Origin of the sequence: Trinickia dinghuensis, from assembly GCF_003367175.1 — a bacterium.
Taxonomy (GTDB): domain Bacteria; phylum Pseudomonadota; class Gammaproteobacteria; order Burkholderiales; family Burkholderiaceae; genus Trinickia; species Trinickia dinghuensis.
Genome location: NZ_QRGA01000002.1, coordinates 88 through 23,521 on the forward strand (window position 1 = coordinate 88; position 23,434 = coordinate 23,521).

General features: G+C 60.5%; 23 protein-coding genes and 2 pseudogenes. 6 read left to right on the forward strand and 19 right to left on the reverse strand.

Features of this window, described 5'->3' with window-relative positions:
- The 4 genes and pseudogenes from DWV00_RS34300 to DWV00_RS04015 all read right to left on the reverse strand — a co-directional run.
- A pseudogene (locus DWV00_RS34300) lies at positions 1-339 on the reverse strand (hypothetical protein); the annotation flags it as partial.
- Between the two features lie 125 nt (positions 340-464).
- A complete protein-coding gene (locus DWV00_RS04000; protein ID WP_115532276.1) occupies positions 465-773 on the reverse strand; it encodes a hypothetical protein in 309 nt (102 codons plus the stop codon).
- Positions 774-1,354: 581 nt separating this feature from the next.
- Positions 1,355-1,723 (reverse strand): hypothetical protein, encoded by a 369-nt coding sequence (locus DWV00_RS33610; protein WP_147297838.1) that lies wholly within the window; start codon positions 1,721-1,723, stop codon positions 1,355-1,357.
- Between the two features lie 18 nt (positions 1,724-1,741).
- Positions 1,742-2,635, reverse strand: coding sequence for a LysR family transcriptional regulator (locus DWV00_RS04015; RefSeq protein WP_115532279.1), 894 nt, complete (start codon positions 2,633-2,635; stop codon positions 1,742-1,744).
- Positions 2,636-2,734: 99 nt separating this feature from the next.
- Between DWV00_RS04015 and DWV00_RS04020 the strand changes: the two genes are divergently transcribed.
- Positions 2,735-3,562, forward strand: coding sequence for an SDR family oxidoreductase (locus tag DWV00_RS04020; RefSeq protein WP_115532280.1), 828 nt, complete (start codon positions 2,735-2,737; stop codon positions 3,560-3,562).
- Positions 3,563-3,593: 31 nt separating this feature from the next.
- Here DWV00_RS04020 and DWV00_RS04025 read toward each other — a convergent pair whose 3' ends face one another.
- On the reverse strand, positions 3,594-3,848 hold the full coding sequence (locus tag DWV00_RS04025) for a non-ribosomal peptide synthetase (protein WP_115532281.1): 255 nt from the start codon (positions 3,846-3,848) through the stop codon (positions 3,594-3,596).
- On the reverse strand, positions 3,845-4,327 hold the full coding sequence (locus DWV00_RS04030; RefSeq protein ID WP_115532282.1) for a DUF2778 domain-containing protein: 483 nt from the start codon (positions 4,325-4,327) through the stop codon (positions 3,845-3,847). Before DWV00_RS04030 ends, DWV00_RS04025 begins: the two co-directional genes overlap by 4 nt.
- Before the next feature lie 161 nt (positions 4,328-4,488).
- Between DWV00_RS04030 and DWV00_RS04035 the strand changes: the two genes are divergently transcribed.
- Positions 4,489-5,637: a PDDEXK nuclease domain-containing protein gene (locus DWV00_RS04035; RefSeq protein WP_115532299.1), complete on the forward strand. Its 1,149-nt coding sequence runs from the start codon at positions 4,489-4,491 to the stop codon at positions 5,635-5,637.
- A gap of 312 nt (positions 5,638-5,949) precedes the next feature.
- Here the strand turns inward: DWV00_RS04035 and DWV00_RS04040 are convergent, their stop codons facing one another.
- The 4 genes from DWV00_RS04040 to DWV00_RS04060 form a co-directional block, all read right to left on the reverse strand.
- Positions 5,950-6,294 carry a hypothetical protein gene (locus DWV00_RS04040; RefSeq protein WP_115532283.1) on the reverse strand — a complete coding sequence of 115 codons (345 nt, stop codon included), beginning with the start codon at positions 6,292-6,294 and terminating at the stop codon, positions 5,950-5,952.
- On the reverse strand, positions 6,287-6,613 hold the full coding sequence (locus DWV00_RS04045) for a hypothetical protein (RefSeq protein ID WP_115532284.1): 327 nt from the start codon (positions 6,611-6,613) through the stop codon (positions 6,287-6,289). The genes DWV00_RS04040 and DWV00_RS04045 overlap by 8 nt, the downstream gene beginning before the upstream one ends.
- A gap of 779 nt (positions 6,614-7,392) precedes the next feature.
- Entirely contained in the window at positions 7,393-8,031 is a 639-nt protein-coding gene (locus tag DWV00_RS04055; protein WP_115532300.1) for a class I SAM-dependent methyltransferase, read from the reverse strand.
- 23 nt (positions 8,032-8,054) lie between these two features.
- Entirely contained in the window at positions 8,055-8,687 is a 633-nt protein-coding gene (locus tag DWV00_RS04060; RefSeq protein ID WP_115532285.1) for a TetR/AcrR family transcriptional regulator, read from the reverse strand.
- An 83-nt stretch (positions 8,688-8,770) separates the two neighbouring features.
- Here DWV00_RS04060 and DWV00_RS04065 point away from each other — a divergent pair, with 83 nt between their 5' ends.
- Entirely contained in the window at positions 8,771-9,907 is a 1,137-nt protein-coding gene (locus tag DWV00_RS04065) for an MBL fold metallo-hydrolase (RefSeq protein ID WP_115532286.1), read from the forward strand.
- 22 nt (positions 9,908-9,929) lie between these two features.
- On the opposite strand, the gene DWV00_RS04070 is transcribed toward DWV00_RS04065, so the two are convergent.
- From DWV00_RS04070 to DWV00_RS04085, 4 genes are read right to left on the reverse strand one after another with little or no spacing between them, the layout of a single operon-like run.
- Positions 9,930-10,769 (reverse strand): heavy metal-binding domain-containing protein, encoded by an 840-nt coding sequence (locus tag DWV00_RS04070; RefSeq protein ID WP_115532287.1) that lies wholly within the window; start codon positions 10,767-10,769, stop codon positions 9,930-9,932.
- 26 nt (positions 10,770-10,795) lie between these two features.
- Complete coding sequence (locus DWV00_RS04075) at positions 10,796-11,668, reverse strand: heavy metal-binding domain-containing protein (protein WP_181885356.1); 873 nt, start codon at positions 11,666-11,668, stop codon at positions 10,796-10,798.
- 37 nt (positions 11,669-11,705) lie between these two features.
- The gene (locus DWV00_RS04080) at positions 11,706-12,122 is read right to left on the reverse strand and encodes a hypothetical protein (protein WP_115532289.1); all 417 of its coding nucleotides are present in this window, start codon (positions 12,120-12,122) and stop codon (positions 11,706-11,708) included.
- Between the two features lie 2 nt (positions 12,123-12,124).
- Positions 12,125-13,414 carry a toxic anion resistance protein gene (locus tag DWV00_RS04085; protein WP_115532290.1) on the reverse strand — a complete coding sequence of 430 codons (1,290 nt, stop codon included), beginning with the start codon at positions 13,412-13,414 and terminating at the stop codon, positions 12,125-12,127.
- 398 nt (positions 13,415-13,812) lie between these two features.
- On the opposite strand from DWV00_RS04085, the gene DWV00_RS04090 reads away from it, so the two are divergent.
- Entirely contained in the window at positions 13,813-14,841 is a 1,029-nt protein-coding gene (locus DWV00_RS04090; protein ID WP_115532291.1) for a MerR family transcriptional regulator, read from the forward strand.
- 103 nt (positions 14,842-14,944) lie between these two features.
- Here the strand turns inward: DWV00_RS04090 and acnA are convergent, their stop codons facing one another.
- The 5 genes from acnA to DWV00_RS04120 form a co-directional block, all read right to left on the reverse strand.
- Positions 14,945-17,662: an aconitate hydratase AcnA gene (acnA, locus tag DWV00_RS04095; RefSeq protein ID WP_115532292.1), complete on the reverse strand. Its 2,718-nt coding sequence runs from the start codon at positions 17,660-17,662 to the stop codon at positions 14,945-14,947.
- 106 nt (positions 17,663-17,768) lie between these two features.
- Complete coding sequence (locus DWV00_RS04100; protein ID WP_115532293.1) at positions 17,769-19,220, reverse strand: bifunctional 2-methylcitrate dehydratase/aconitate hydratase; 1,452 nt, start codon at positions 19,218-19,220, stop codon at positions 17,769-17,771.
- A gap of 25 nt (positions 19,221-19,245) precedes the next feature.
- On the reverse strand, positions 19,246-19,749 hold the full coding sequence (locus tag DWV00_RS04105) for a hypothetical protein (RefSeq protein WP_115532294.1): 504 nt from the start codon (positions 19,747-19,749) through the stop codon (positions 19,246-19,248).
- Positions 19,750-19,945: 196 nt separating this feature from the next.
- Positions 19,946-20,959: an HpcH/HpaI aldolase/citrate lyase family protein gene (locus DWV00_RS04110; protein WP_115532295.1), complete on the reverse strand. Its 1,014-nt coding sequence runs from the start codon at positions 20,957-20,959 to the stop codon at positions 19,946-19,948.
- 242 nt (positions 20,960-21,201) lie between these two features.
- Positions 21,202-22,185: a malate dehydrogenase gene (locus tag DWV00_RS04120; protein WP_115532297.1), complete on the reverse strand. Its 984-nt coding sequence runs from the start codon at positions 22,183-22,185 to the stop codon at positions 21,202-21,204.
- 229 nt (positions 22,186-22,414) lie between these two features.
- On the opposite strand from DWV00_RS04120, the gene DWV00_RS04125 reads away from it, so the two are divergent.
- Both DWV00_RS04125 and DWV00_RS04130 read left to right on the forward strand, forming a co-directional pair.
- Positions 22,415-23,203 (forward strand): GntR family transcriptional regulator, encoded by a 789-nt coding sequence (locus tag DWV00_RS04125; RefSeq protein WP_115532298.1) that lies wholly within the window; start codon positions 22,415-22,417, stop codon positions 23,201-23,203.
- Positions 23,204-23,345: 142 nt separating this feature from the next.
- Positions 23,346-23,434, forward strand: a pseudogene (locus DWV00_RS04130) (succinate dehydrogenase, cytochrome b556 subunit); the annotation flags it as partial.

Here is a 23,434-nt window from a genome sequence, read left to right on the forward strand (position 1 = left end):
GTGGTGTAAAGCTCGCTCCGTGAGATCTACACCATCGGGATTGTAGTCGTGACCATGAATTCTTCCGCCTTCTTCACCTGCAGTCACCACACCAGGCAGACGGTTACCGAAACCGTCGCGAGTTACGCTGGTTCCTGCGTCGTTGCCACCACCGCCCAGGTGACCACCAACGCGAACGCCGCCGTCGTCTTCGAAATGTGCCCCTTCACCACCTCGTCCACCACCTTCTCCGCTCCCGCCGATGGCCATCGCGTAAGCAGAAAACCAGAAGCACGCCAGCAATAGTAACTTGAGCGTACGTCCTTTGAGTAAGTGCGGTTGGACAGCCGTTGCTCTCATAGGCCTCGCATTGGTATCTAGTCGTAGAATTGTTGGCAATCTGGAGCACGCTGTCGAATGGCTGGAAGGTGCCGATTCGGGAAGACGACCCCCATGGCCATTGCCCTACGAATCGGCCGGACGGATCATATTTGCTGCCGCCGACTCTTGTAAATCTCAGTTTTCCAATCGACCAGCAATTCGGCGACGCGCTTCGAATGTTCCGGATTTGCGTTCAGGCCCATGCTCTCAGCTGCAACGCTGTCTAAGTACGCTGCGACAGACGTGGCGTCCACTCCTTCCTGCAGCGTGGCGAAAACCTTAGGCAGATAGCCTTGATATTCGTCGCGTGCGGCAGGACTGTATGCGACGCCAATTGGATCCCACACGTAGCACAGAACCTCGTCCACTCTTCCGTATAGTTCCAGTTCGGAATCGGCAAATTTCTGTCCCATTGTGCCTCGCTTATGTTCCCGTGACCGGCAATCGATCAAACACGTGCATCAATTGTCAGCGATGTAGACGTTGCAGTCGACTGACCGTTTTTGGCCGACTACTGTCCGATACGACCAATCGGAGTGGATGCTAGCAGGACGGCGCTTGAGCTCATAGTCCGAGTCGATGACCTAGCTGAGTTGCCCAGACTGCTTCAGTCGAAAGCAATAAACAGCTGCGCCGATGATCATTGCTAGGGAAAGATAAGGTATGAATCCAAAGGGATGCATTACAGCCTTTCCGAACTGCAACATCAAATATGCCAAGAATAAATAGAATGAACCTCTCTTCATAAAAAACAGAAAAATCCCCGCAAAGAAGAGTATTGTGGGGATCGAAAATTTTACCAAAAACCCCAGAATTGAGTCGGTGGAAACTAATTCTCTTATCGCGTCAGGATTTTTTATTATGACCAATATAATTCCGATGTATTGAAAAACGCAAAGCGCGGAGATGATATAGACGGCGATTGGTCGTTTCGCCTTGTTTAGAGTTGTGGTGGTCATAGTTGTTAGAATCTGCGATTCTCCGGGGTTCATATCTAAACGAGATTTAGTTTAATATTTCTGTTGCGCTGTTTTGGGATTTCAATCGTTATCGCATCCGATGCTTCGCGGGAGTGATAGACCCTCCAGACATCGGAGGGCAAATCGCTACCGACTGTACCAGATTGTCTATGATTTCCGCCGCCGCTTCGAGCGACCGCTCGTGGCCTAATGATCTGGCTGCTTACCGATATCGCTATATTATAGCGGATGACCTTTTCGCCGAGACCCAAAGCAACGAGCAGATCAAACCGCCCCTTCTTGACTTCCGAAAACACTTTTTGTGCCTCGTTCACAGTGAGAAGTCGATAGTTGACCATCCGTCCTCCCTCTTGTCCGGGAGCAGACGTGATCTCTAAAGTCATCCTGCGCCTTCGCTCGCATCACCCGGCGCCGCTCCGCAGCAAATCAATAAACGCCCGCAATCCCGCAGGAATATGCCGGTTGCCTGGAGAATACAGAAACAGCCCCGGAATTTCCGGACACCATTCGCTCAGTACCGCGACGAGCCGTTTTCGCGCCAGCGCGTCGCGCGCGTAGGATTCCGGCACGTATGCAATGCCGAGCCCATCGAGCGCCGCTTCCACCATCAGCGTATTGCTGTCGAGTGTCAGCGCGCCGGGTGGATCGATCGTGACCGCCTGCCCATGACGCTCGAATTCCCAGCGATAGCGCTTGCCGCCCGGCAGACGTTGCCGGATGCAGCGATGCGCCTGCAACTCCTCCGGCACGGTGGGGCGCCCATGCTTACGTAGATAGCGCGGCGACGCGACAGCAAGAAAGCGAAGATTCTCGCTGATTCGCACTGCGATCATGTCTTTGTGCACCGCTTCGCCGAGCCTCACGCCGGCATCGAAGCCTTCGGCGACGATATCGACGAACCGCCCCTCGGAGACGAGATCTAGCTCCATCTGCGGATACATCGCCAGAAAGCGCGGCACGACGGTCTGCAGCAATTGCCGAATCGCCCCCTCGCTGCCGTTGATGCGCAAGGTGCCTCGCAACGCCTGATCGTCGTGCGCGACGTCCTCGAGCGCGCGATCGAGATCGCCGAGCACGGGACGCAGACGCGCAAGCAGACGCTCGCCCGCTTCCGTCAGCGATACGCTGCGCGTGGTTCGGTGCAGCAGGCGCACGGCCAGATCGTTTTCGAGGCCGCGCATCGCATGGCTCAGCGCAGAGCGCGATACGCCCAGTTCGCCGGCCGCCTGCGAGAAGCTGCGCCGCGCGGCGACAACCATGAAGGCCTGCAGATCGGCGAGCGTCGGTTTGCCCATTGGTGAATTTTCCTCAACACCTGATGCTGATTGGCGGTGCTTCTGCGACGAATCATACCGCTCTAGCATGAACGCTCAATCCTTCAACGGAGCGTGAACATGAGGAAGAACTGGCTGATAACGGGCGCGTCGAGTGGCTTGGGGTGCGGGATGACGGAACGGCTGCTTGCACGTGGCGACGGCGTTGTTGCGACGCTGCGTAAGCCTGGGGCGTTGGATAGCCTGTGTGCGCAATACGGCGATCGACTGCATGTCGTCGAATGCGATGTGACGCGCGTCGATACTATCCGCGCGGCCGTTGCGCAGGCGTTTACCGTGATGCCTCGGATCGATGTCGTCGTTAGCAACGCGGGCTACGGTTTGTTCGGTGCGGCCGAGGAACTCGCCGACGAGCAGATCGAGCGGCAGATCGCGACGAACCTCATCGGTTCGATGCAATTGATTCGTGCGGTCGTGCCGCGGCTGAGGGATCAAGGCGGTGGCCGCATCGTGCAGGTGTCGTCGGAAGGAGGGCGCATTAGCTACCCGGCCTTCAGCGCTTATCACGCGACTAAATGGGGTATCGAGGGCTTCGTCGAGGCAGTAGCGAATGAGGTCGCTCCGTTTGGCATCGACTTCGTGATCGTGGAGCCCGGTGCGACACGCACGAACTTCGGAACCGGACTTGATCTCGCGGAACCGATGGAGGTGTATGACGCTACGCCCGTTGGTGATATCCGCCGTGCGCTCGACGCGGGCTACTTCGAATTTGCAGACGCGGCAAAGACGGTTGATGCGATGATCGCGACGATCGACAGCGAATCGCCGCCGTTGCGACTGGCGTTGGGGAAGTCCGCGTATGAATCGATCCGGGCGTCTTTGATGAAGCAGATCGAGAGCTTGGAGGCGCAGAAGGAGATTGCGTTGTCGGTGATGGAAGACGCATAGGCACGTGGCGGGCGGTTCGATTCGTCCCGAACTAAGCTCGCCGCGCCAATAGCCTGTGAAAAGCCCAGACCAGAGCCGCCGCGATTGTGAGGGCGATAAGCAGGCTAGCCATTGCGTAGACGTCCTCGATCCGCTCATCGCCGTACGCACCGAACCACGCGGCGAATCGGATCAATGCATCCGTCGCCCATGGCGCAAATGGGATAGAACCGAGCAAGCGCGTGAGGCCGAGAGCGATAACGAGCGTTGTCACAACGTTGAGCGCGATACGAGGAAGGACTTTCATAGGACATCCACCGTGCCGTACGCGCGCATCAAAGTTCCGGGGACGGAAATGGTCGATGTCGATTTAAGTCGATCACGCAGCATTTTGAATTGGCCCGGATCGACCATAGCAATGCAGCCCTCGCTAAGCCGACGCGGCCCAACGGGATGAAGCCTGAAGTTGCCTCGACGGATGCCGTTTATGCTAGTCCAGTCGTCGATCACACCATCGTTGCGGTACAACGCGAACCATGTGGTTCGGTCGGTGCCGTGGAAATGCTTCAGTACAAAGTCGCGAATACCGCTCATGATTCCCCCAGATTCACGATCAACAATGTAGTAGCGGCCTGGCGGCAGCGGACCAATGTCGGGCTGGTCGACGGCGGCAGGGTTATCGCGCCCTGTACCGTTACCGGAAAAGGCGGTGAATATACCAATGCCGTTGCATGACAGCGATGTGAGTGGGGCGTTGTTCAGAACGAACTGGCAGGAGATAGGCATGGATTTCGTCCGGTCGTGGATCGTGTGGCGCACGATATAGCAACCGTTGGCGGATGATGCAACGGGGGCGGCAGAATGCGCCAAATGCCCGGTTTGGAGCGATCGCCCGGGGCTCCATCACGTTGATACAATCACCGGCCGCGAGCGGCGTAAGGGCAGGCATGACTGATCTCAGATCCAACAATCTTGACTATGGCGCGATTCACAGCGACATCGTTGCCCTACTGGAAACCGCCCGCCGCACAGCCGCCCGCAGTGTCAATGCGCTGATGACGGCCACCTACTGGAAGATCGGCCGACGCATTGTCGAGTGCGAGCAAGGTGGCGCAGAGCGGGCGGGCTATGGGCAAGCCCTGCTCAAACGCCTGTCGGCCGACCTATCGGCGCAGTTCGGGCGCGGTTTGGGCACCGATAACCTGGAGCAGATGCGCTTGTTCTATCTGGCGTACCCGCCAGACTGGATTTCCGAGACATTGTCTCGGAAATTGCCATCGAAGGTTTCGCGTGAAAAATCCGAGACGCCATCTCGGATTTTAAGCCTTGATCAGTTGGCTACGGCGTTCCCGCTTTCATGGTCGCACTACGTTCACTTGCTACGTCGCACGCGTTCGGCGGAAGAACGCGTGTTCTATGAAGGCGAGGCCCTGCGCGGGGGCTGGAGCGTACGCCAACTTGATCGCCAAATTGCCACCCAGTTCTACACCCGTGCCCTGCTTTCCAAGAACAAGCGCGCGATGCTGGAAAAAGGCAGTCGACCGCAAGCCAGTGATTCGGTTACGCCAGACGAGGCGATCAAGGACCCCTACGTTCTCGAATTCCTCGACCTTAAAGACGAGTACTCCGAATCACACCTCGAAGACGCGCTGATCCACCGGTTGGAGGACTTTTTGCTGGAGCTCGGCGGCGATTTCACTTTCGTTGGGCGTCAGCGTCGCCTTCGCATCGGCGAGAGCTGGTTTCGCGTTGATCTGCTGTTCTTCCACCGGCGTCTTCGCTGCTTGGTCATCATCGACCTGAAGCTCACTGAACTGAATCACGCCGACGTCGGGCAAATGCATATGTACTGCAACTATGCCCGCGAGCACTGGATGCTGCCCGGTGAGAATCCACCGGTGGGCTTGATCCTGTGTGCCCGCGCCAATGCGGCGGTGGCGCGTTACGCATTGGAAGGATTACCCAACAAGGTATTGGCCGCCGAATATCAGACTGTCTTGCCCGATGAGAACCTGTTGGCCGAGGAATTGGCCAGGATGCGGCGGGAGTTGGAGGCGCGATCGCTGGTGCGGCCCAGCGATGCACCGGCAGAATGAATGCGCAGATCGCCGTCATCAGTTCTTGGAGGCATGAATTCACGTGAGACGTGCTTCCCCTCGACGTTAAGGCTGCTCGGAGTACTGAGGAGCTCAGAGGCCAGGCCCTCGCTGAATGGTTGACGTGCTCTTCGATTGGTCACACATGGTTTCGATCGCGCAAGTAGTGGAGGGGCGTGTGCGCGATACTGGTCGTTGATGACCACCGGCTCGGCTTCGAACTTTCGCTGTCGACCCACAAGGGACAGTTGCAGTTCTCTGAAGCGGCCATTCGCGGGAGTGGCTCGCGTACCGGTGGCCGGGTGCTCGGGGCTACTGATTCTCGGCAGGTCCCTCATAAACTCCCAATCTCTCATAGACGATAGCGAAGCGGTCTCCCAGTTCCTGTTGAAGATGGTCACGCATCGCGATCGCGGTCGCTTCAAAGCGCTCATACTCGTGCGCGTCCCATGGCCCAGGATCTGGAGGGTATTCCCAGTTGAGCGATAGGTCATGCCACGCAGTCATTTCCGCAAGCTTTCCACGTGTCTCACCAGCTAGCGGCAGCGAGTCCTCAATCGGACCAACTCCGTACGTGCTACGAGTTGCGTCGTCTCCCGCCCAAATACAACCACCGCCCCACTCGAACATGAGCCTGAAGCGATATTTTTCAGTCATCACAAGAGTCCGCATTTGAAATAACCTCAAGTGCGGATAGCACGACCTTGAAGAACTCTTCCGCAAGCGTGTAATACTCCGCGGTTTCGGGATTCCTGGCCGGAAATTCGTGCATGAAACTCCTGCCTCGGTCGATAAGAATGGTGATCGGTCGATAATTCTCACTGAACCAGCAGGCAATCGTGTGATTGACCGCGCTAGACAACTGATAGATCGTCGCATCACGCCGATACAGGCGAAGTTCGAGGAAGCGCTTGTCATTCAACTGGCGCTGCAGTGAAGCAATTTGCTCGAGCAACCGACTGAGTTGCGTTGTCATGGCGCCCACCTCTCATTGGTTCGTTGTTCGAGAGCCGTTCGATTCAGCTTCGATGGGCCAGATATCGAACTGCCGGCGTTCGGTCTGAATTCGGCAAAGAATGCAAACATATCCGCAATTTGTTCACTGGCGGTTAGCGCCCGGCTTCAGAGCTTGAGACCCTAGTCGAGCCATCTCGAAGCAAGTACGCCGTCTGGCGCTCGTACGCAGCGGGAGAATAGCGATTGCCAATCGAGATCGCCCTGCACGCTATATTCCCCATAGCCTACAAATTCATAGTAGACGGCCGTAGTCTCTGCATGTGAACGTGTCCAGAATGTCCAGACCCATTCACTTTCAGACTCATTGAGCGCACGTGCTGCGTCGCCATCTGGTCCATATGGAATGCATGCAGGAAGCGATTGTCCGTGCCCGTCGGGACATAGCCAAACCTCATGCAGATACCCAAGGGAGTGTCTCATCTCCGTGCGTCCTGGATTGGTGATTCGGTCGTCGTGCGCGAGCGCGTGACAATCGAACTCTTGAGCGAGGCATTGTCAACCATCCTCGTGCTTGGGTCGAGTGTCTCTTCCTGGCCGATAGTGTTGAAAAACTCGTTTTCTCGCGCGGTGGGGCTTGCTCGCCAAAAATCGACGTCTGAGATCGCTCTACAAACCGCTCGCGGGCATCGGCTAGGGGTGACAGGACCCCCGAAAACCTCGTTCAACGCTCGGACGGTGAGTTTTTCAACAGAATCGGCCGATCTCGGTCAGACGCGACGTCCATCCCCGCGTGTTGGATCAACCCGCCGGAGCGTGCAGGCCTCGGTCTTTGACGAAGGCGAGTCGGCTCCAGGTCACACGCATGCGGCGGTTCCCTGCTTGCGCTGATTCTGTCCGAACGTTAAGTGTGACCCGCAGTCCGTTGCCATTAGCGAGAGCGATTGTCTCTTCGGGCGAAACATCGAACATCCGCCGTCCGCTGGGAGGCGGCCCATGCCGCAATGACATGATCATGAGGGCACCGTCGCGTAGAACCGAACCCACCATCGCCATCGCTCGCCGCCGCTGCTCCTCATCGAGATGCATCCAAACTGCCGTGAGCATGACGAGGTCGAACGTCTGCTTCCTTGAGTTCAGAACAGCCAAGTCTGGCAGGCAATCATCGACCCATTCGATCCGAGGCGACGAATGCAGCTTGATGGCGGCGGCCCGAAACTGATCTACCGGTTCAACGGCTACGACGCGATGTCCCATCGTCGCGAAAGCCGCAGCGTCGGTCCCGATACCGGCTCCAATATCGAGAACATCGGAAGGATCGGTGGGTAGGAGATGTAGGATGGGCTTGTGGTGTTCGGCGCAGGAAATGCCTTGCCAATGTTCGATGAGGGCCTGTGCATTCTCCGCATAACCCTCCGTACCACTAACGTTGACGGCCACCGGCGCCACCTCCCACAATCGAACTACTCCGCCCCACGTTCCCCCGCATACTGCGCAAGAAACATATCCGCAGCCGACTCCGCAACCTTCTTCTGCTCCGCCTTACTCAGCGGCGGCTGCCCCATAGTCACCTGCGGCCAGAACGCGAACGCCTTAACAAGCCCTTGCAACTGCAGCGCGGCGAACAACGGTTCCGCCGTCTTCAACCTCCCATCCCCCGCGGCAGCCCGAATCCAAACCGTAAGATCCTCCTCCCGCTCGCCCATCCGCGCGACCATATCCCGAGCCCGCTCGGGCGAATGAATCCCCGCCGCGATAGCCACCCTCGCGAGCGACAAAAACGCCTCATCATTGAGCAGTTTTAGTTTGCGCATAAGCAGATCCAGCAACTGCGGCCTCAGCGGCTGATCCGCCCGATACCCCGGTGCATTCCCCGCATCGCTCTGATCCCAAAGCTGCCGCAAAATCGCCGCAAACAACACTTCCTTACTAGGAAAGTGGTTATAAACCGTCCGCTTCGAAACGCTAGCCCGAGCAGCGATCCGATCCATGGAGGTCGCTTCGAATCCAGCGGCGCGAAACTCCTCGATCGCCGCATCGATGATGGCGGCGCGTTTCCGATCGGTCAGGCGTAGAAAGGTTGTACAAGGTCCCATCACAAAATTTTACACCACCCAGTTTACTTTTCTCGCAAATAAACTACACTAGGCGGTGTACTTTCAACCTCGAGCCACTTCGCATGTCTTCGATCATCGATTCCGTCAGCCACGCGCTAGGCCTTACGGCGGCGAAGCGCGGCCGTGAGTTGTCGAGCACATCCCCGCAGCACAACGGCGAGCGCTTCCAAAACGTGAAGCCGCGTCCGGTCGAAGGCTTGGGCAAGATGTTGAGCATCACGTGGAATATTCTCGTGAACAAGCCGAGCGGCACGATGCCGGCGGGCGCGTTGCCGGTCGATGCGGTGACGCGAGCCGAACTCGATGCGGCCCCTGATCGCAGCCTTTACCGCTTGGGGCATTCAACAATGCTCCTGAAGCTGCGCGGCCAGTTTTGGCTGACCGACCCCGTATTCGCCGAGCGCGCGTCCCCGTTCCGCCGCTTTGGCCCGAAGCGCTTCCACGCGCCTCCGATTGCGCTCGAGGATTTGCCGCCGCTGCGCGGCGTCATCCTTTCGCACGACCACTACGATCATTTGGACCGCGAGACGGTCCTCGCACTGGCCGAGACAACGGGCGTGTTCCTCACGCCGTTAGGTGTAGGCGACCGCCTGATCGAATGGGGCATCGATGCGGAGAAAGTCCGCCAGTTCGACTGGTGGCAAGGCACTCAAATCGACGGCCTCGAATTCACAGCGGCGCCCGCCCAACATTTCTCCGGCCGCAGCTTGTTCGACGGCAACAGCACGTTGTGGGCATCGTGGGTAATCGTCGACAACGACCTGCGCGTGTTCTTCAGCGGCGACACGGGCTATTTCGACGGTTTCAAAGCGATCGGCGAACGCCTCGGCCCCTTCAACGTCACGCTGCTGGAAACGGGCGCATATGACGCCCAATGGCCGTACGTCCACATGCAGCCCGAGCACACGGTACAAGCGCATATCGACTTAAAAGGCCGCTGGCTAGTCCCGGTCCACAACGGCACCTTCGATCTAGCGATGCACCGTTGGCAGGAGCCGTTCGAGCGCGTAACGGCACTAAGCGTCGCACGCGGCATCACGCTCTCGACACCCCGCATGGGCGAGCGTCTCGACTTGGCTGCACCACATCGTGGCGAGCGCTGGTGGCGCAACGTAGCCGAAACAGAAACCACGAAAGCGCCGAAGAAGGCAGGGCGCCGCTGGTTCTGCCGCGGCGCCGCCCAAAATGCGAATTCCTAAGCCTCAGGAATCCTAACCAACCTCAATCATTCACCGACAGCACGAGCGTCGGCGCCGGAATATCCTTCGCCTCGATCTCGCGATGGAGCGGCGCCACCGCCGTGCCGATCGCGAAAAACTCGATGACGTGGCTTTCCCACCGATACGATTTCTCGTGAATGATCGTGCCGATCACGCCTTCCGCCTTGGCCGTTTGCGCTTCCACTTGCATGCGTTCGATGGCCAATTCGCGGGCGCTGTAGATCGCCTGCGTAAACTGTTCGAGTTCGACGTTCCGGCCGGCCTGACCCAAGGACTTGAGCATGCCTCGATGCGCGACGTGAAACACGCAGCTGCCCATCACGAGTTCGATAGGCCGATAGCCCGAATTGAGCAGTGTGTAAAAATCCTGCCCCGACAGATCCGACGTGAACGGCCCGCCGTCATGCGCACGGAACCCTTCGCGATCGTGGTTATGAACCACGCCGGTCCCGATCGCCACGAACTCTAGAACGTCGCTGTCCCATTCTACGTGCTTGATCTCGAGGCGCACGCCGACGATCCCGTCCGCGCCCATCCCGCGCGCTTCCTCGCGCATACGCGACATCGCCAATTCCCGCGCGTGGTACATCGCCTGCGAGAGCACTTCGAGTTCCTGATTCTTGGTCCACGAACCGTACTGAATGCCCACGTGATAAATGCTGCTGCCCACGCACAGGCCGATCGGTTCGAAACCGGCCTTGCGGACGAGCAAGAACTCATTGACCGAGAGGTCGGAGGTAAACACGGCCGTCGGATGCGCGGCGCTGCGCAACCCCTGCAGGCGTTCGCGCGCAGTCGTCGGAAGTTGCATGGCAGGGTTCTGCGTGGTCGTTTCGCTCATTCTTGATCTCGCAATGACAGGGAACGTCAAATCCCGTCGTTATAGGAATTGTGATGAACCGAGGTGGTCCGCAGGTTGTCCCGCTTGTCGCTCAGATCGAGCACGAAGTCGACGGGATGCTTGAACGTAGCGGTTTCTTTGCAATCGACCACTGTCCCGATCACGATATGCCGGCCGAGCAGCCCACCCGGCTCCGGCTTCTCGAACTTGAACAGCTGACTGAATTGCACTTGCGCGAGCACGCCCGAGCCCTGCCTAGCGGCATCCGCGCGTAGATCGGAGTGCGCGTGGCGCCGGATCTGCTCCCAGAACTGGGTGGTTTGCTTCAAAGGCTGGTTGAACCAAAGCCCATTGCCGCTATCGAGCGGCCCGTTGCTCCACTGGTAGCGAGCCCCCACGGCCAGGCCGACGGGGATGATGCCCGCTTCCAGCAGCTGCACGAATTCGAGTGCGGGCACGGTCGACACCACCGGCGCGTTGCTCGGCTTCAGCCCCTCGATGCGCACTGCCGTGCCCACCAGCGAATAGTCCATGCTGTTTTCCACGGCGAGATCGACGGTCACCATTTTCGTGTCGATCACGGCATTCGCGCCGAGCGCGGCGGCTTCGGCCTGCAGGCGGCTCAAGGCTTGACGCCAGCCTTGAGCATGGCCTTCGGTCCAGGAGAAGCCGTAGTGCATCCAGCAAGTCGCGGCGATCGGCGCCAGCATCCTGAGCCCGTGGCTGCGCGCCAGTGCCATCTCGGGCGCGGTCAGCGTCGAGACCCAGGGCAGGGCGCCGCTCTTCGAATCGGCAAGGCGTTTATGAACGAGGCGAGGGACCCCGTCCTCGTCGAAGAAGTTCGGCTCAGGCACAGCCGGCCCGGACTTACTGCCAAACAGCGAACTCAATAATCCCATCGGCATCTCCCGCCGTTATTCGAAGCATTGGAAGCGTTTAAAGGGCGGCCAGCATTTCCGACATCGCCCGTGCTTGCTCCGTGCGCTCGCGCACGTGCGTCATGAGCCCGGTCATCCAGGCATGTGCATCGACTTCGCGCGTCGAGAGCACCACGCCTCTGACCTTCTTTTCGATTTCGGTGGTCAGATGGTGGCCGTCCCTCATCCGCATCAAGTACGTTTCGTTTTCGAATGCGACTGCCACGCCCACCACTTCTTCGGTCTTGCGCAGCAGGCCGCGCCGAACCTTCTGCACCTGGGTGTGATTCGGCAGCGCCTCCGACACGATCGCGATGAAGCGCGTGAGGAAGGCGCCTCGATCGGCTTCCGCATGTCGCAGCCAGGCGGCGGCCAGGTCGAAGTTCATCGCCGTGTCGCTGTCGCCGGTGCCCGACAAGCCATCGAGTTTGCCCATGGTCACTCTCCCAGCGGCCGCGCGAGCGCCTGGGCTTGCACGCCGCGCATGCCGGCAACGAGCTTGTCGCGGACGGCGATCAGCTTTTGCTCGCGGTCGCGATCCTGCGCGGCAACCTGCTGCTCGATCTCCTGGACTTCTCGCATGGTGGCGATCGACTGTTCGGCCGCCGCGGCGAGCGTCTCGAGGTTGCGCGGATCGCCGCCGAGGCTCCGGGCCGCTTCCACCGCGGCTTCATGGCTGCCTTGCACGGCGAGTTCGGTGATCTTGCGCGCGGCGTCGTCGAGCTTCTCGCTTTCCTCGCCGGCACGCCGCACGTCCGCCTGCACGACGGCCTGGGCGGCCACCGCCATCAGACGTGGAATCGTCACCATGATGCCGGTGCTGAGCTTGCTGACGCGCGTTTCGGCGGCCTTGCGGTTCGACGCGATCAACGGGATCAGGCTGGCGGCGGAAATCATCGCCTCGCGCAGATCGGCAATTCGGCCGCGGAAGTTGGCGAGCGTATTGCGGTAGTCCATTGCCACGGCGGCATCGCCGGCCGTATTCGTGCGTAGCGCAACCTGGCGCAATGCTTCGGCTTCGGCAATCCCGCGATCGAGCGCGACTTGCATCGCCGCAATGCTGATCGACAATTCCGATACGCCCGTGCGGACCGATTGCGATTGTTGATCGAGCTGCTGAATGGTGATCATCAAATCGCTCTTGATGCGCCGCGCTCGGGCGACTTCTTCGTCCATCAAGGCGAGAAACGATTTGCGGTTTTCCTGGAACGAGCTGACGGCATCGTGCGCGACTTTGCCGAGCTTGGCCAGGCGGCTCAGGAAACCGGTCGCTTTTGGAGCGACTTCGCGCGCTTCCTGCTGCAACTCTTCGATCCGCAGGATCTTGATGCCGTCGATCACGGCGGCGGCAATGCGCCCGATTTCTCCCGCTTCGCCGACGGTCGTTTCCGACAGCAGCCGGCGCGAGGCCATGGCCAGCGGCGAGAGGGCGTTGTCGACGAAATTCAGCGTTGTAGTGGCGTCGTCGAAGCGGATGGCGGCGGCCCGTTGTTCGGCGATGACGCGCTGTTCCGGCGAAAGCGTGGCCAAATCGACGAGGCGCGCCATCGGCGCCATGGGCGCTTGCACCTCCACCGGCAGATTTGCCGGGAGCGTCGGTTCGGCAGCAACTAGAGCTGTCGATTCTTCTACCCCCGGTGCGTTGTTTTCGGGATTGAGATAGGCCGATAGATCCAGCGGCGCTTCGGAGGTATCGGTGGGTTTCGAATTCGACGCTTCGTCGGTCATGCCTATGCTCTTGTAAGAGAGTGCGGAAAAAAGCGGAAAGGCCTGCGCGCTTCGTAATGGGATCAGAACGATGTCATTACGGTGTTCGTGTCATTTAGCTTTCATTTTCAATACACGATTCGATGCGGGCAGGGTTCGAATGTGTCAGCGGATTTATATCATGCTTCGAGCGTTAACCCGTAATTTATAGGTGCTCTAAACCACAGTCGAAACGCGTGCGGATAGTCGGCCCCATAAGTAACCGCTGCCGTAGGTGACGCTCCAAGGAAGGATGTCTTTATCGGCGGAGGGCAGCAAGTTTATGTGAAGTTCACGCTGGCGACTTCGCTCTACCCCTTGACCATAACGTAGCGTAAGGTTCTAGCCTCCATCGTGCGCTTCTAATTGAGGAGGATCGAATGCGGTTGAAAGTGGGAGAACTGGCCAAGCGCAGCGGGCTGACGGTACGTGCGCTGCACCACTACGACGCAATCGGTCTGCTCATGCCTTCGGCGCGTGCCGAAAACGGTTATCGGCTATATGACCGCAACGACATCGCCCGGCTTCACACGATCCAGGCGTTACGTCGTTTCGGTCTCTCGCTAGCCGAAATCGGCACTTACCTGGCTCAGCCGGACACTCCGCTCGTTTCCATCGTTGCGCAGCAGATCGCGATGCTCGATCGCCAGATCGAACAGGCGTCCAAGCTGCGCGAGCGCCTTGGACATCTGCACGCAACGCTGCTCGACGGCGCGGAGCCCGAGTTGGCCGACTGGCTAACCACGTTGGAGATGATGACCATGTACGGCAAGTATTTTTCCGCCGACGAGCTTGCCCGCATGCCGATGTACCGCAAGAGTCAGGTGCCCGATCCGGAATGGGCCGAACTGGTGCAGGAAGTCGGTGCCTTGATGGAAAACGGTACGCCGCCCGAAGCGGAAAGGCCGCGCGAATTGGCCGTGCGTTGGATGACGAAGCTCGGGCAGGACACGAACGGCGATCCGCGGTTGCTCGCGAAGCTCAACCTCATGCACGACAGCGAGCCTTCGATGCAGGAGCACATCGGCATTTCGACGGCGATGCGCGACTACGTGCTGCGCGCATTTTCGGAAACGAAAATGCTGATCTATGAAAAGTATTTGTCGCCGGACGAATTCCGCTTCATGCGCGCGAACTACGTGAGCCGTGCCATGGAATGGCCGGAATTGATGGCGGATGTCCGCGATGCGATCGACGCGCATGTCGATCCGGCGTCGCAGGAAGGCGTCGCGCTGGCGCGTCGCTGGTACGAACTCTTCAGCGTCTACGCAGGCCACGATCCGAAGACGCACGCCAAGTTTCGGCAAGCGATGGAACGTGAGCCGGATCTGAAGGCCGGTACGTGGGTGAACGAGGAACTGATCGCTTTCGTTCACCAGGCCATGGCGGCCGCGTTTCGGCCGGCGTAAAAACATAAAAAAAGCCCGGCCTAAGCCGGGCACCGAATGCACCGCGCTTCTCAACGAAGCGCGGCACCTGCAAAACTGCAGTAGTCGCTTACACCCTACACCGTTACGCTGCCAACAGCGAGCGCAGCACGAACGGCAGAATCCCGCCGTGCTTGTAGTAGTCGACTTCGATCGGCGTATCGATACGCAGCAGCACGGGCACGCGTTGCGTGTTGCCGTCCTTGCCGTGGATGACCAGCGTCAGCTCTTGCTGCGGCTTGATGTCCTCGCCCAGGCCTTCGATGTCGTACGTCTCTTCGCCCGTGATGCCGAGCGATTGCACGCTGTCCGTCCCCTTGAACTGCAAGGGCAGCACGCCCATGCCGACGAGGTTCGAACGGTGGATCCGCTCGAAGCTGCGTGCCACGACCGCCTTCACGCCCAGCAGCTGCGTGCCCTTGGCCGCCCAGTCGCGTGACGAACCCGTGCCGTACTCTTCGCCGGCGAAAATCATCGTCGGCGTGTCGTCGGCGATGTACTTCATCGCGGCATCATAGATCGGCAGCTGTTCGCCGCTCGGCTGATGAATCGTCAAGCCGCCTTCTACGCGCGTGCCGTCCGCCTTCGCCGGAATCATGAGGTTCTTGATCCGCACGTTAGCAAACGTTCCGCGCATCATCACGTCATGGTTGCCGCGGCGCGAGCCATAGCTGTTGAAGTCGGCCTTCTGCACGCCGTTCGCCTTGAGCCACTTGCCGGCGGGCGAATCTTCCTTGATCGAACCGGCCGGGCTGATGTGGTCGGTCGTCACGGAATCGCCGAAGACGCCGAGCGCACGCGCGCCCTTGATCTCCGGAATGACGTCGGACGGCGTCATCGAGAACTGCTCGCCGAAGAACGGCGGCTCGGCGATATAGGTCGACTTCGGCCAGTCGTAAACTTGCCCTTCCTCGCCCTCGATCTTGCTCCAGAGGTCGCCCTTCTGCGTGAGGTGCGCATAGTTCGTGCGGAACGCGTCGGCGTCGAGCGCGAACTTGAGCAGCGCGTTGACTTCCTCGCTCGTCGGCCAAATGTCGCCGAGGTAGATGTCCTTGCCGCCCTTGCCCTTGCCGACCGGCTCCGTCATCAGATCGCGCGTGATCGTGCCTGCGATCGCATAAGCCACGACGAGCGGGGGCGAAGCCAGGAAGTTGGCGCGGATGTTCGGGTGGATCCGCGCTTCGAAGTTGCGGTTGCCCGACAGCACGGCGGCCGCCACGACATCGTTCTTCGTGATGGCTTCGTTCAGCTCGGGCGTCAGATCGCCCGCATTGCCGATACAGGTCGTGCAGCCGTAAGCGGCCAACTCGAAGCCGAGCTTCGACAGGTACGGCAGCAGGCCCGTCTTCGTCAGATACTCGGTCACGATGCGCGATCCGGGCGCCAGCGACGTCTTGATGTGCGGCTGCACGGTCAAGCCGGCTTCGACGGCCTTCTTCGCGAGCAGGCCCGCGGCCAGCAGCACGCTCGGGTTCGACGTGTTCGTGCACGACGTGATCGCGGCGATCAGGATGTCGCCGTTCTTCAGCTTTACGCCGTCCGCCGTCTTGTACTCGGCGTCCAGATCGGCGGCCTTCTTGGCAAAGCCGTTTTCGTTCACGGGCTTGCTCATCAGATCCGCGAACGTCGACTTCACGTGCGTGATTTCGATGCGGTCTTGCGGACGCTTCGGACCGGCCAGCGAAGGCGCGACGGTGGCGAGGTCGAGCGTGACGACCTTCGTGTAGTCGATTTGGCCGGCCTTCGGAATGCCGAACAGCTGCTGCGCCTTGAGGTAGTTTTCCAGGGCGGAGATTTCGGCGTCGGTGCGGCCCGTGCCCTTGAAGTAACCGATCGTCTTTTCGTCGACGGGGAAGAAGCCCATCGTCGCGCCGTATTCGGGCGCCATGTTGCCGATCGTCGCGCGGTCCGGCAGCGTCAGCGAGGCCGTGCCTTCGCCGAAGAATTCGACGAACTTGCCGACGACCTTCTCCTTGCGAAGCATTTCGGTGATCGTCAGGACCAGGTCGGTTGCCGTCACGCCTTCGCGCAGCTTGCCCTTGAGCTCGACACCGACGACGTCCGGCGTCAGGAAGTACACCGGCTGGCCGAGCATGCCGGCTTCCGCTTCGATGCCGCCCACGCCCCAGCCCACCACGCCGATGCCGTTGATCATCGTCGTGTGGCTATCCGTGCCCACGAGCGTGTCCGGATAGTAGATCGTTTCGCCGTTCTCGGTCTTCTTGTGCACGCCGCGAGCGAGGTACTCCAAGTTCACCTGGTGAACGATGCCGACGCCCGGCGGCACGACCTTGAACGTGTCGAACGCCTGCATGCCCCACTTCATGAACTGATAACGCTCGTTGTTGCGCTGGAATTCGAGCTTCATGTTCAGATCGAGGGCATCGCTCTGACGGTAGTAATCGATCTGCACCGAGTGGTCGACGACGAGATCGACCGGCACGAGCGGCTCGATCGCCTTCGGGTTCTTGCCCGAGCGCTTCGCGACGCCGCGCATCGCGGCGATGTCGGCGAGCAGCGGCACGCCCGTGAAGTCTTGCAGCACGACCCGTGAGACCACGAACGGAATCTCGTCGACGCGGGTAGCCGTCGGCTTCCAGTTGGCGAGCTGCTTGATGTGCTCTTCCGAGATTTTCTTCTCGTCGTAGTTGCGCAGCACCGACTCCAAAACGACGCGGATCGACACGGGCAGGCGGTCGATCTTGACGTTCAGCGCCTTGCCGAGTTCCGGAAGCGAGTAGAACTTGCCTTTGCCGGTACCGCTGTCGAATTCCTTGAGCGTGTTGTGCAGATTGTGGGCCATGGTTTTTCCTAGGTTTAGAGCGAGGAAATGACTTGCTGCGTTTTCTTGAACCTTGAACCAGCGTTCGGCGTTGCTTAAATTCGAACCCCTTCGTGTTCCAGCGTTTCTAAATGACGTACAAATCGACGTACTCGTTGACGGGCATCGCCTCGAGCTTCGCCTGATCGAGCGAAACATCGAGAATCGCCTGGCGCTGCTTCTCGGGGAAGCGGCGCGCGAGATTCGTCTTGAACTTCTCCACCAGCAGCGGGATGCCTTCGGCCCGGCGCCGCTTGTGTCCGATCGGATATTCGACTACCACCTCATCGAGCTTCGTCCCGTCGCCGAATTCGACGGTCAACGCATTGGCGATCGAGCGCTTGGCGGGATCGTGATAGTCGGCCGTGAATTGCATATCTTCGACGCAAACGATCTTCGCACGCAATGCATCGATGCGCGGATCCGCCGCGACGGCATCCTCGTAGTCGGCCGCCGTCAGCCGCCCGAAAATCAGCGGCACCGCCACCATGTACTGGATGCAATGGTCGCGATCGGCCGGATTGGCGAGCGGGCCCGTCTTGTCGATGATACGAATCGCCGCCTCATGCGTGCGGATCGTGATCTTCGAGATGTCTTCCACGCGTTTGCCGTGCGCGCGCAGCCGGCCGTGCAGCGTCATCGCCGCTTCGGCTGCCGTCTGGGCGTGGAACTCGGCCGGGAACGAAATCTTGAAGAGCACGTTTTCCATCACGTACGAGCCGTACGGGCGCTGAAATTTGAACGCGTTGCCTTTGAACAAGACGTCGTAAAAGCCCCACGTCTTGGCCGTCAGCACCGACGGATAGCCCATCTCGCCCGTTTTGGCGATCAGCGCGAGACGCACGGCGCGCGAGGTTGCATCGCCGGCCGCCCACGATTTGCGCGAGCCGGTATTCGGCGCGTGCCGGTACGTGCGCAGCGAATGTCCGTCGACGAACGCGAGCGAGACGGCATTGATCATCTCGTCGCGCGACAGGCCCAGCATCTGCCCGGCAACGGCCGTCGAGGCGAGCTTGACCAGCAGGACGTGGTCGAGCCCGACCCTGTTGAACGAGTTCTCCAACGCGATGACGCCTTGAATCTCATGCGCCTTGACCATCGCAACGAGCACGTCCTTCATGACGAGCGGCTGTTTGCCGGCGGCCACGGCGGTGCGCGACAACCAATCGGCCGTCGCAAGGATCGCGCCGAGGTTGTCGGACGGATGCCCCCATTCGGCCGCGAGCCACGTGTCGTTGAAGTCGAGCCAACGGATCATCGCGCCGATGTTGAAAGCGGCCTGCACCGGATCGAGCTGGAATGGGGTGCCGGGCACCTTGGCCCCGTGCGGGACGACGGTGCCGGGCACGATCGGGCCCATCAGCTTCGTGCAGGCAGGGTAGGAGAGCGCCTCGAGTCCGCACCCGAGCGTGTCGATCAGGCAATTGCGCGCCGTGTCGAGCACCGGCGCGCCGTCGATCCGGAAATCCAGCACGTAATCGACGATATCGGCGAGCACCTGGTCCGGCGCGGGCCGGACGTTGGAGATCGGCGCGGACATGGGTCGTGGCTCCCTAGCCGAGCATTTAGCTGCCCGACTTTTGCAGCGCGTTCGATTGCGTCGGGGCCGGGGCGCCTTGGCTCATCGCGGCCGTCTTGCATTCGTCCGCGAGGCGCGAGCCGTCGTGGTCCGAGAACAGCATCGCCTTCGTCGGGATCACGACGAGGTCGAGGCCCGTGGCGGCGTCGTGGAAGCGGTCGGCGCCCGTGGTCGTGCTTTCGCGCGGCAGGTTGTAGTTCTTGTTCGCCCAGTGAACGGTGACGATCTGGTCTTTCGCCATATCACCCTTCAGATCGAACGACAGGCCGTCCTCGCAGGACCACAGCACTGAACCTTCCGGCACCGGATCGTTCTTGGCGACGGTTTTCGTCGACTTGCGCTTGATCAGGCGGTGCTTCGGAGCGGGTTTCTTGGCGGTCTTCTTCTTGGTGGCCGTGGTAGTGCCATTTTGCGCGAATGCGGTGTTCGCGCCGACGAGCGTCGTGAGGGAGAGCGAGGCGGCGACGGCGGCGATCAGCAGTTTCTTCATGGAATCAAGACCTTGTGAATGACGATGAGACAAATAGAACGAACCGCGCGGCGGGGGACCCGCCGGCTATCCGGCGCGCATGGCGGCGCGCGGCGGTCGCTATTTTCTCCTATTTGGAGATACAACCTTCAGATTTTCGGATTCCTTACGGTTTGCGCCGCGATGTCGCTATTCCCGAGCGCAGATTGAGGCGCCGTCATGATGTTTTCTCCGATGAAACCGGGCCGGCGAAGAGCGGCGCCGTTTCGGGCGGCAGCGGTCGTCCCGTCGCGCGCGCTCGTCGCAGCACCGACCAGTAATAGCGGTAGCTCGCGCGATCGTGCAGTGTGTCGCCGTGGCGCGTGGGGCCCCAGTTTGCGGCCTGGGCCGCAAGCAAAATCTCGGCGGCGGTGGCGATGGCCTCGTCGCGCGGCGCGAACGCGGCGACGATCACGGGCACCTGCGCCGGATGGATGCTCCACATGCGCGTATAGCCGAATTCTTCCCGGGCGCGGGCGGCATCGGCCGCCACGATCGACATATCGCGCACTTCCGTGCTGACGTTGTGGGACGGCACGCACCCATGCGCATGGCAGGCTGCCGCGATCTCGAGCTTGGCGCGCCGCACGAGCGGATGATCGAACTGCCCGGGCGAACGCATCGCCGAATCGGGAATCGCGCCGTCGTGCGCCGACACGAAATCCATCAGACCGAACGAGAGTGCTTCGACGGTCGGCAGCGATGCGAGGCGGAAGACGTCGGCAAGTGCGCCGTGCGTTTCGATCAGCAGTTGCGTGGGAACCGGTTTCTCGATCCCGAATTCGCAACGTGTGGCTTCGACGAAGGCGCACATTTCCGCGGCATCGGCCACGCTGCGCACCTTCGGTATCGTCACATAGGCGGGGGCGCGCTTCGCCGAGCGCAGGATGAGGCGGACATCGTCGCGCCAGTGGGGATGGGCAAAGTCGTGAATGCGTACGCCGACGCGCTCGAAGCGGTCGTGCTCGCTGCCGATCAGCGAGGCGACGAGTTCGGCATGCTCGGCTTCGTGGCCGACGGCGGCGCCGTCTTCGCAATCGAGCGTCACGTCGAAGACGGGCCCGAGCTCGGCTTGAAGCGCCAGCGATTTGCGCATCAGCTTTTCGCTGCCCGCGTAGTGATCGCACACGGGCAGGAGCACGGGTGGCGTTTCGCCGTCAAACAACACTTCCGCGGGAGTGAGGGCGCGCATCTTCTGCTCTTGTGCTTCAGAAGCTCAAATCGTGTTCAAGAAAACCGGATTCGGGCGTGCTCTGCATCGAGCAAACGGCGATCGACGATCAGCAAGATGCTGCGCCGCAAAGCACGCGCGAATCCGATATCGAGAGCCAGCGCCGGGCGCCCGCGCCGCAAGGGCGCGGCATATCCGGCGCCGGGCTCTCGAATCGTTCGCCGGTGCGCCTGCTCGGGCAAGCGGCACCGGTGCCTCGGCGATTAGCCGAGCAGGTGTTGCACGCCGTCGCGCTCTTCGAGCAGCTCCTTCAGCGTGAAGTCCATCTTTTCACGCGAGAAGGCGTCGATTTCGAGGCCTTCCACACGCTTGTACTCGCCGTTTTCACACGTGACCGGCACGCCGTAGATGATGTCTTCGGGGATGCCGTACGAGCCGTCCGACGGGATGCCCATCGTGACCCACTTGCCGTTCGTGCCGAGCACCCAGTCACGCACGTGGTCGATCGCCGCGTTGGCAGCCGACGCCGCCGACGACAGGCCGCGCGCTTCAATGATCGCGGCGCCGCGCTTGCCGACGGTCGGCTGGAACACGTTGCGGTTCCATTCTTCGTCGTTGATGAGCGTCTTCACGGATTGGCCGTCGGCCGTCGCGAAGCGGTAGTCGGCGTACATCGTGGGCGAGTGGTTGCCCCAAACGGTGAGCTTCTCGAGCGACGAGACCGGCTTGCCCGACTTCGCGGCGACTTGCGACAGCGCGCGGTTGTGGTCGAGGCGCAGCATGGCCGTGAAGTTCTTCTTCGGCAGATCGGGAGCCGACTTCATGGCGATGTAGGCATTCGTGTTCGCCGGGTTGCCGACGACGAGCACCTTGACGTCGCGGCTCGCGACTTCGTTCAGCGCGCGGCCTTGAACCGTGAAGATTTCGGCGTTGGCCGAGAGCAGATCCTTACGCTCCATGCCCTTCGAGCGCGGACGCGCACCCACGAGCAGCGCAATGTCGGCGTCCTTGAACGCCACCTTCGGATCGTCCGTCACGACCACGCCGGCGAGCAGCGGGAAAGCGCAGTCTTCCAACTCCATGACGACGCCCTTAACGGCGGCTTGCGCTTGCGGGAGGTCGAGCAATTGCAGAATGACGGGCTGGTCCTTGCCGAGCAGATCGCCGTTGGCGATGCGAAACAGCAGCGAGTAACCGATTTGACCTGCGGCGCCGGTGACGGCAACGCGCTTTGCGGACTTAGCCATTGAAAACTCTCCAAGGATGCGTTGGTGCGTTTGATGCGACTACGCTAGGGAAAAACGCCATTTTATGCGCGTTACGCGCAGCGTGTAGGTTAGCGGCCTAAACCCTCGCCCGCGACGGAGTTTAGGAGTCAGACTCATCAAAGTCAACCGTATCTTATGTCTTATATAAGACATATGAATCCATAGGAAAATCTGGACGGGTGCGGGCCCTTTGTGTTGAAATGCGCGGATGAATGCGAACCAGGCAAGCGCGGGCAATTCGAACGGCCAGTCCGGCGACGGAACGGCTGCGAGTGCGCCTTCGCCCACGTTCAGCCCACTGTACCAGCAGATCAAGGGGCTCATTACGCAGAGCCTCGAGTCCGGCGAATGGAAGCCCGGCGAGATCATCCCGAGCGAAGTCGAACTTGCGGCGCGCTATAAGGTGAGCCAAGGCACGGTCCGCAAGGCCATCGACGAATTGGCCGCCGAGAACCTGCTCGTGCGCCGCCAGGGCAAGGGCACGTTCGTTGCGACCCACAACGAGGATCGCGCGCAGTTCCGCTTTCTGCGGCTCTTGGCCGACGACGGCGCCGAGCATCCCCACATCAGCAAGCTGCTCGAATGCCGCCGCCTGCGCGCACCCGCGGAGATCGCGCGTCAGCTCGAATTGAAGCCTTCCGATCCGGTCGTTCTGATCAAGCGCCTGTTGGAGTTCGACGGCGTGACGACGGTGCTCGACGAAATCTGGCTGCCCGGGGCCGTCTTCCGCGGGCTGACGCTCGAACGTCTGAGCGACTACAAGGGTCCACTCTACGCCATGTTCGAGGCGGAGTTCGGCACCCGCATGATTCGCGCGTCAGAGAAGATCCGTGCGGTGGCCGCGGAGCCCGCCGTGGCGGAACTGCTCGGGGTGCCTGCCGAATTTCCGTTGCTGTCCGTCGAGCGCGTGTCCTATACCTACGGTGATCGGCCGGTCGAAGTACGCCGCGGTTGGTATGTCACGACCGGGTACTACTATCAGAACGACTTGAGCTGACCAGGGCCGTGGAGCACCGGGGCGATGCAACGGGCGCGATCGTTGCATATCGTGCAACGGTGTTCACGGGTTTACGCTGCGCTGCAGTATGAAAAAGCGCTAAAATCGCGGATTAGTGTGACAACAAAAGTAGGGGTCTAGCATGGCAGAAGCCGCAAAGAAGCCGAGGCCGGAATTCCGGAACATCGGTCTGGGGCAAATCTTGACGGCCTACCGTCTACCGCTAGCAGG

Excerpts from the sequence above, each read along its gene's own strand:
- DWV00_RS04035 (WP_115532299.1), top strand. The coding sequence starts at position 4,489 with ATGACTGATCTCAGATCCAACAATCTTGACTATGGCGCGATTCACAGC.
- DWV00_RS04105 (WP_115532294.1), bottom strand. The coding sequence starts at position 19,749 with ATGAAGAAACTGCTGATCGCCGCCGTCGCCGCCTCGCTCTCCCTCACG.
- DWV00_RS04065 (WP_115532286.1), top strand. The coding sequence starts at position 8,771 with ATGTCTTCGATCATCGATTCCGTCAGCCACGCGCTAGGCCTTACGGCG.
- DWV00_RS04030 (WP_115532282.1), bottom strand. The coding sequence starts at position 4,327 with ATGCCTATCTCCTGCCAGTTCGTTCTGAACAACGCCCCACTCACATCG.
- DWV00_RS04045 (WP_115532284.1), bottom strand. The coding sequence starts at position 6,613 with ATGACAACGCAACTCAGTCGGTTGCTCGAGCAAATTGCTTCACTGCAG.
- DWV00_RS04110 (WP_115532295.1), bottom strand. The coding sequence starts at position 20,959 with ATGCGCGCCCTCACTCCCGCGGAAGTGTTGTTTGACGGCGAAACGCCA.
- acnA (WP_115532292.1), bottom strand. The coding sequence starts at position 17,662 with ATGGCCCACAATCTGCACAACACGCTCAAGGAATTCGACAGCGGTACC.
- DWV00_RS04120 (WP_115532297.1), bottom strand. The coding sequence starts at position 22,185 with ATGGCTAAGTCCGCAAAGCGCGTTGCCGTCACCGGCGCCGCAGGTCAA.
- DWV00_RS04075 (WP_181885356.1), bottom strand. The coding sequence starts at position 11,668 with ATGGGATTATTGAGTTCGCTGTTTGGCAGTAAGTCCGGGCCGGCTGTG.
- DWV00_RS04000 (WP_115532276.1), bottom strand. The coding sequence starts at position 773 with ATGGGACAGAAATTTGCCGATTCCGAACTGGAACTATACGGAAGAGTG.
- DWV00_RS04085 (WP_115532290.1), bottom strand. The coding sequence starts at position 13,414 with ATGACCGACGAAGCGTCGAATTCGAAACCCACCGATACCTCCGAAGCG.
- DWV00_RS04040 (WP_115532283.1), bottom strand. The coding sequence starts at position 6,294 with ATGACTGAAAAATATCGCTTCAGGCTCATGTTCGAGTGGGGCGGTGGT.
- DWV00_RS04125 (WP_115532298.1), top strand. The coding sequence starts at position 22,415 with ATGAATGCGAACCAGGCAAGCGCGGGCAATTCGAACGGCCAGTCCGGC.
- DWV00_RS04070 (WP_115532287.1), bottom strand. The coding sequence starts at position 10,769 with ATGAGCGAAACGACCACGCAGAACCCTGCCATGCAACTTCCGACGACT.
- DWV00_RS04080 (WP_115532289.1), bottom strand. The coding sequence starts at position 12,122 with ATGGGCAAACTCGATGGCTTGTCGGGCACCGGCGACAGCGACACGGCG.
- DWV00_RS04060 (WP_115532285.1), bottom strand. The coding sequence starts at position 8,687 with ATGGGACCTTGTACAACCTTTCTACGCCTGACCGATCGGAAACGCGCC.
- DWV00_RS04100 (WP_115532293.1), bottom strand. The coding sequence starts at position 19,220 with ATGTCCGCGCCGATCTCCAACGTCCGGCCCGCGCCGGACCAGGTGCTC.
- DWV00_RS04015 (WP_115532279.1), bottom strand. The coding sequence starts at position 2,635 with ATGGGCAAACCGACGCTCGCCGATCTGCAGGCCTTCATGGTTGTCGCC.
- DWV00_RS33610 (WP_147297838.1), bottom strand. The coding sequence starts at position 1,723 with ATGACTTTAGAGATCACGTCTGCTCCCGGACAAGAGGGAGGACGGATG.
- DWV00_RS04025 (WP_115532281.1), bottom strand. The coding sequence starts at position 3,848 with ATGAAAGTCCTTCCTCGTATCGCGCTCAACGTTGTGACAACGCTCGTT.
- DWV00_RS04090 (WP_115532291.1), top strand. The coding sequence starts at position 13,813 with ATGCGGTTGAAAGTGGGAGAACTGGCCAAGCGCAGCGGGCTGACGGTA.
- DWV00_RS04020 (WP_115532280.1), top strand. The coding sequence starts at position 2,735 with ATGAGGAAGAACTGGCTGATAACGGGCGCGTCGAGTGGCTTGGGGTGC.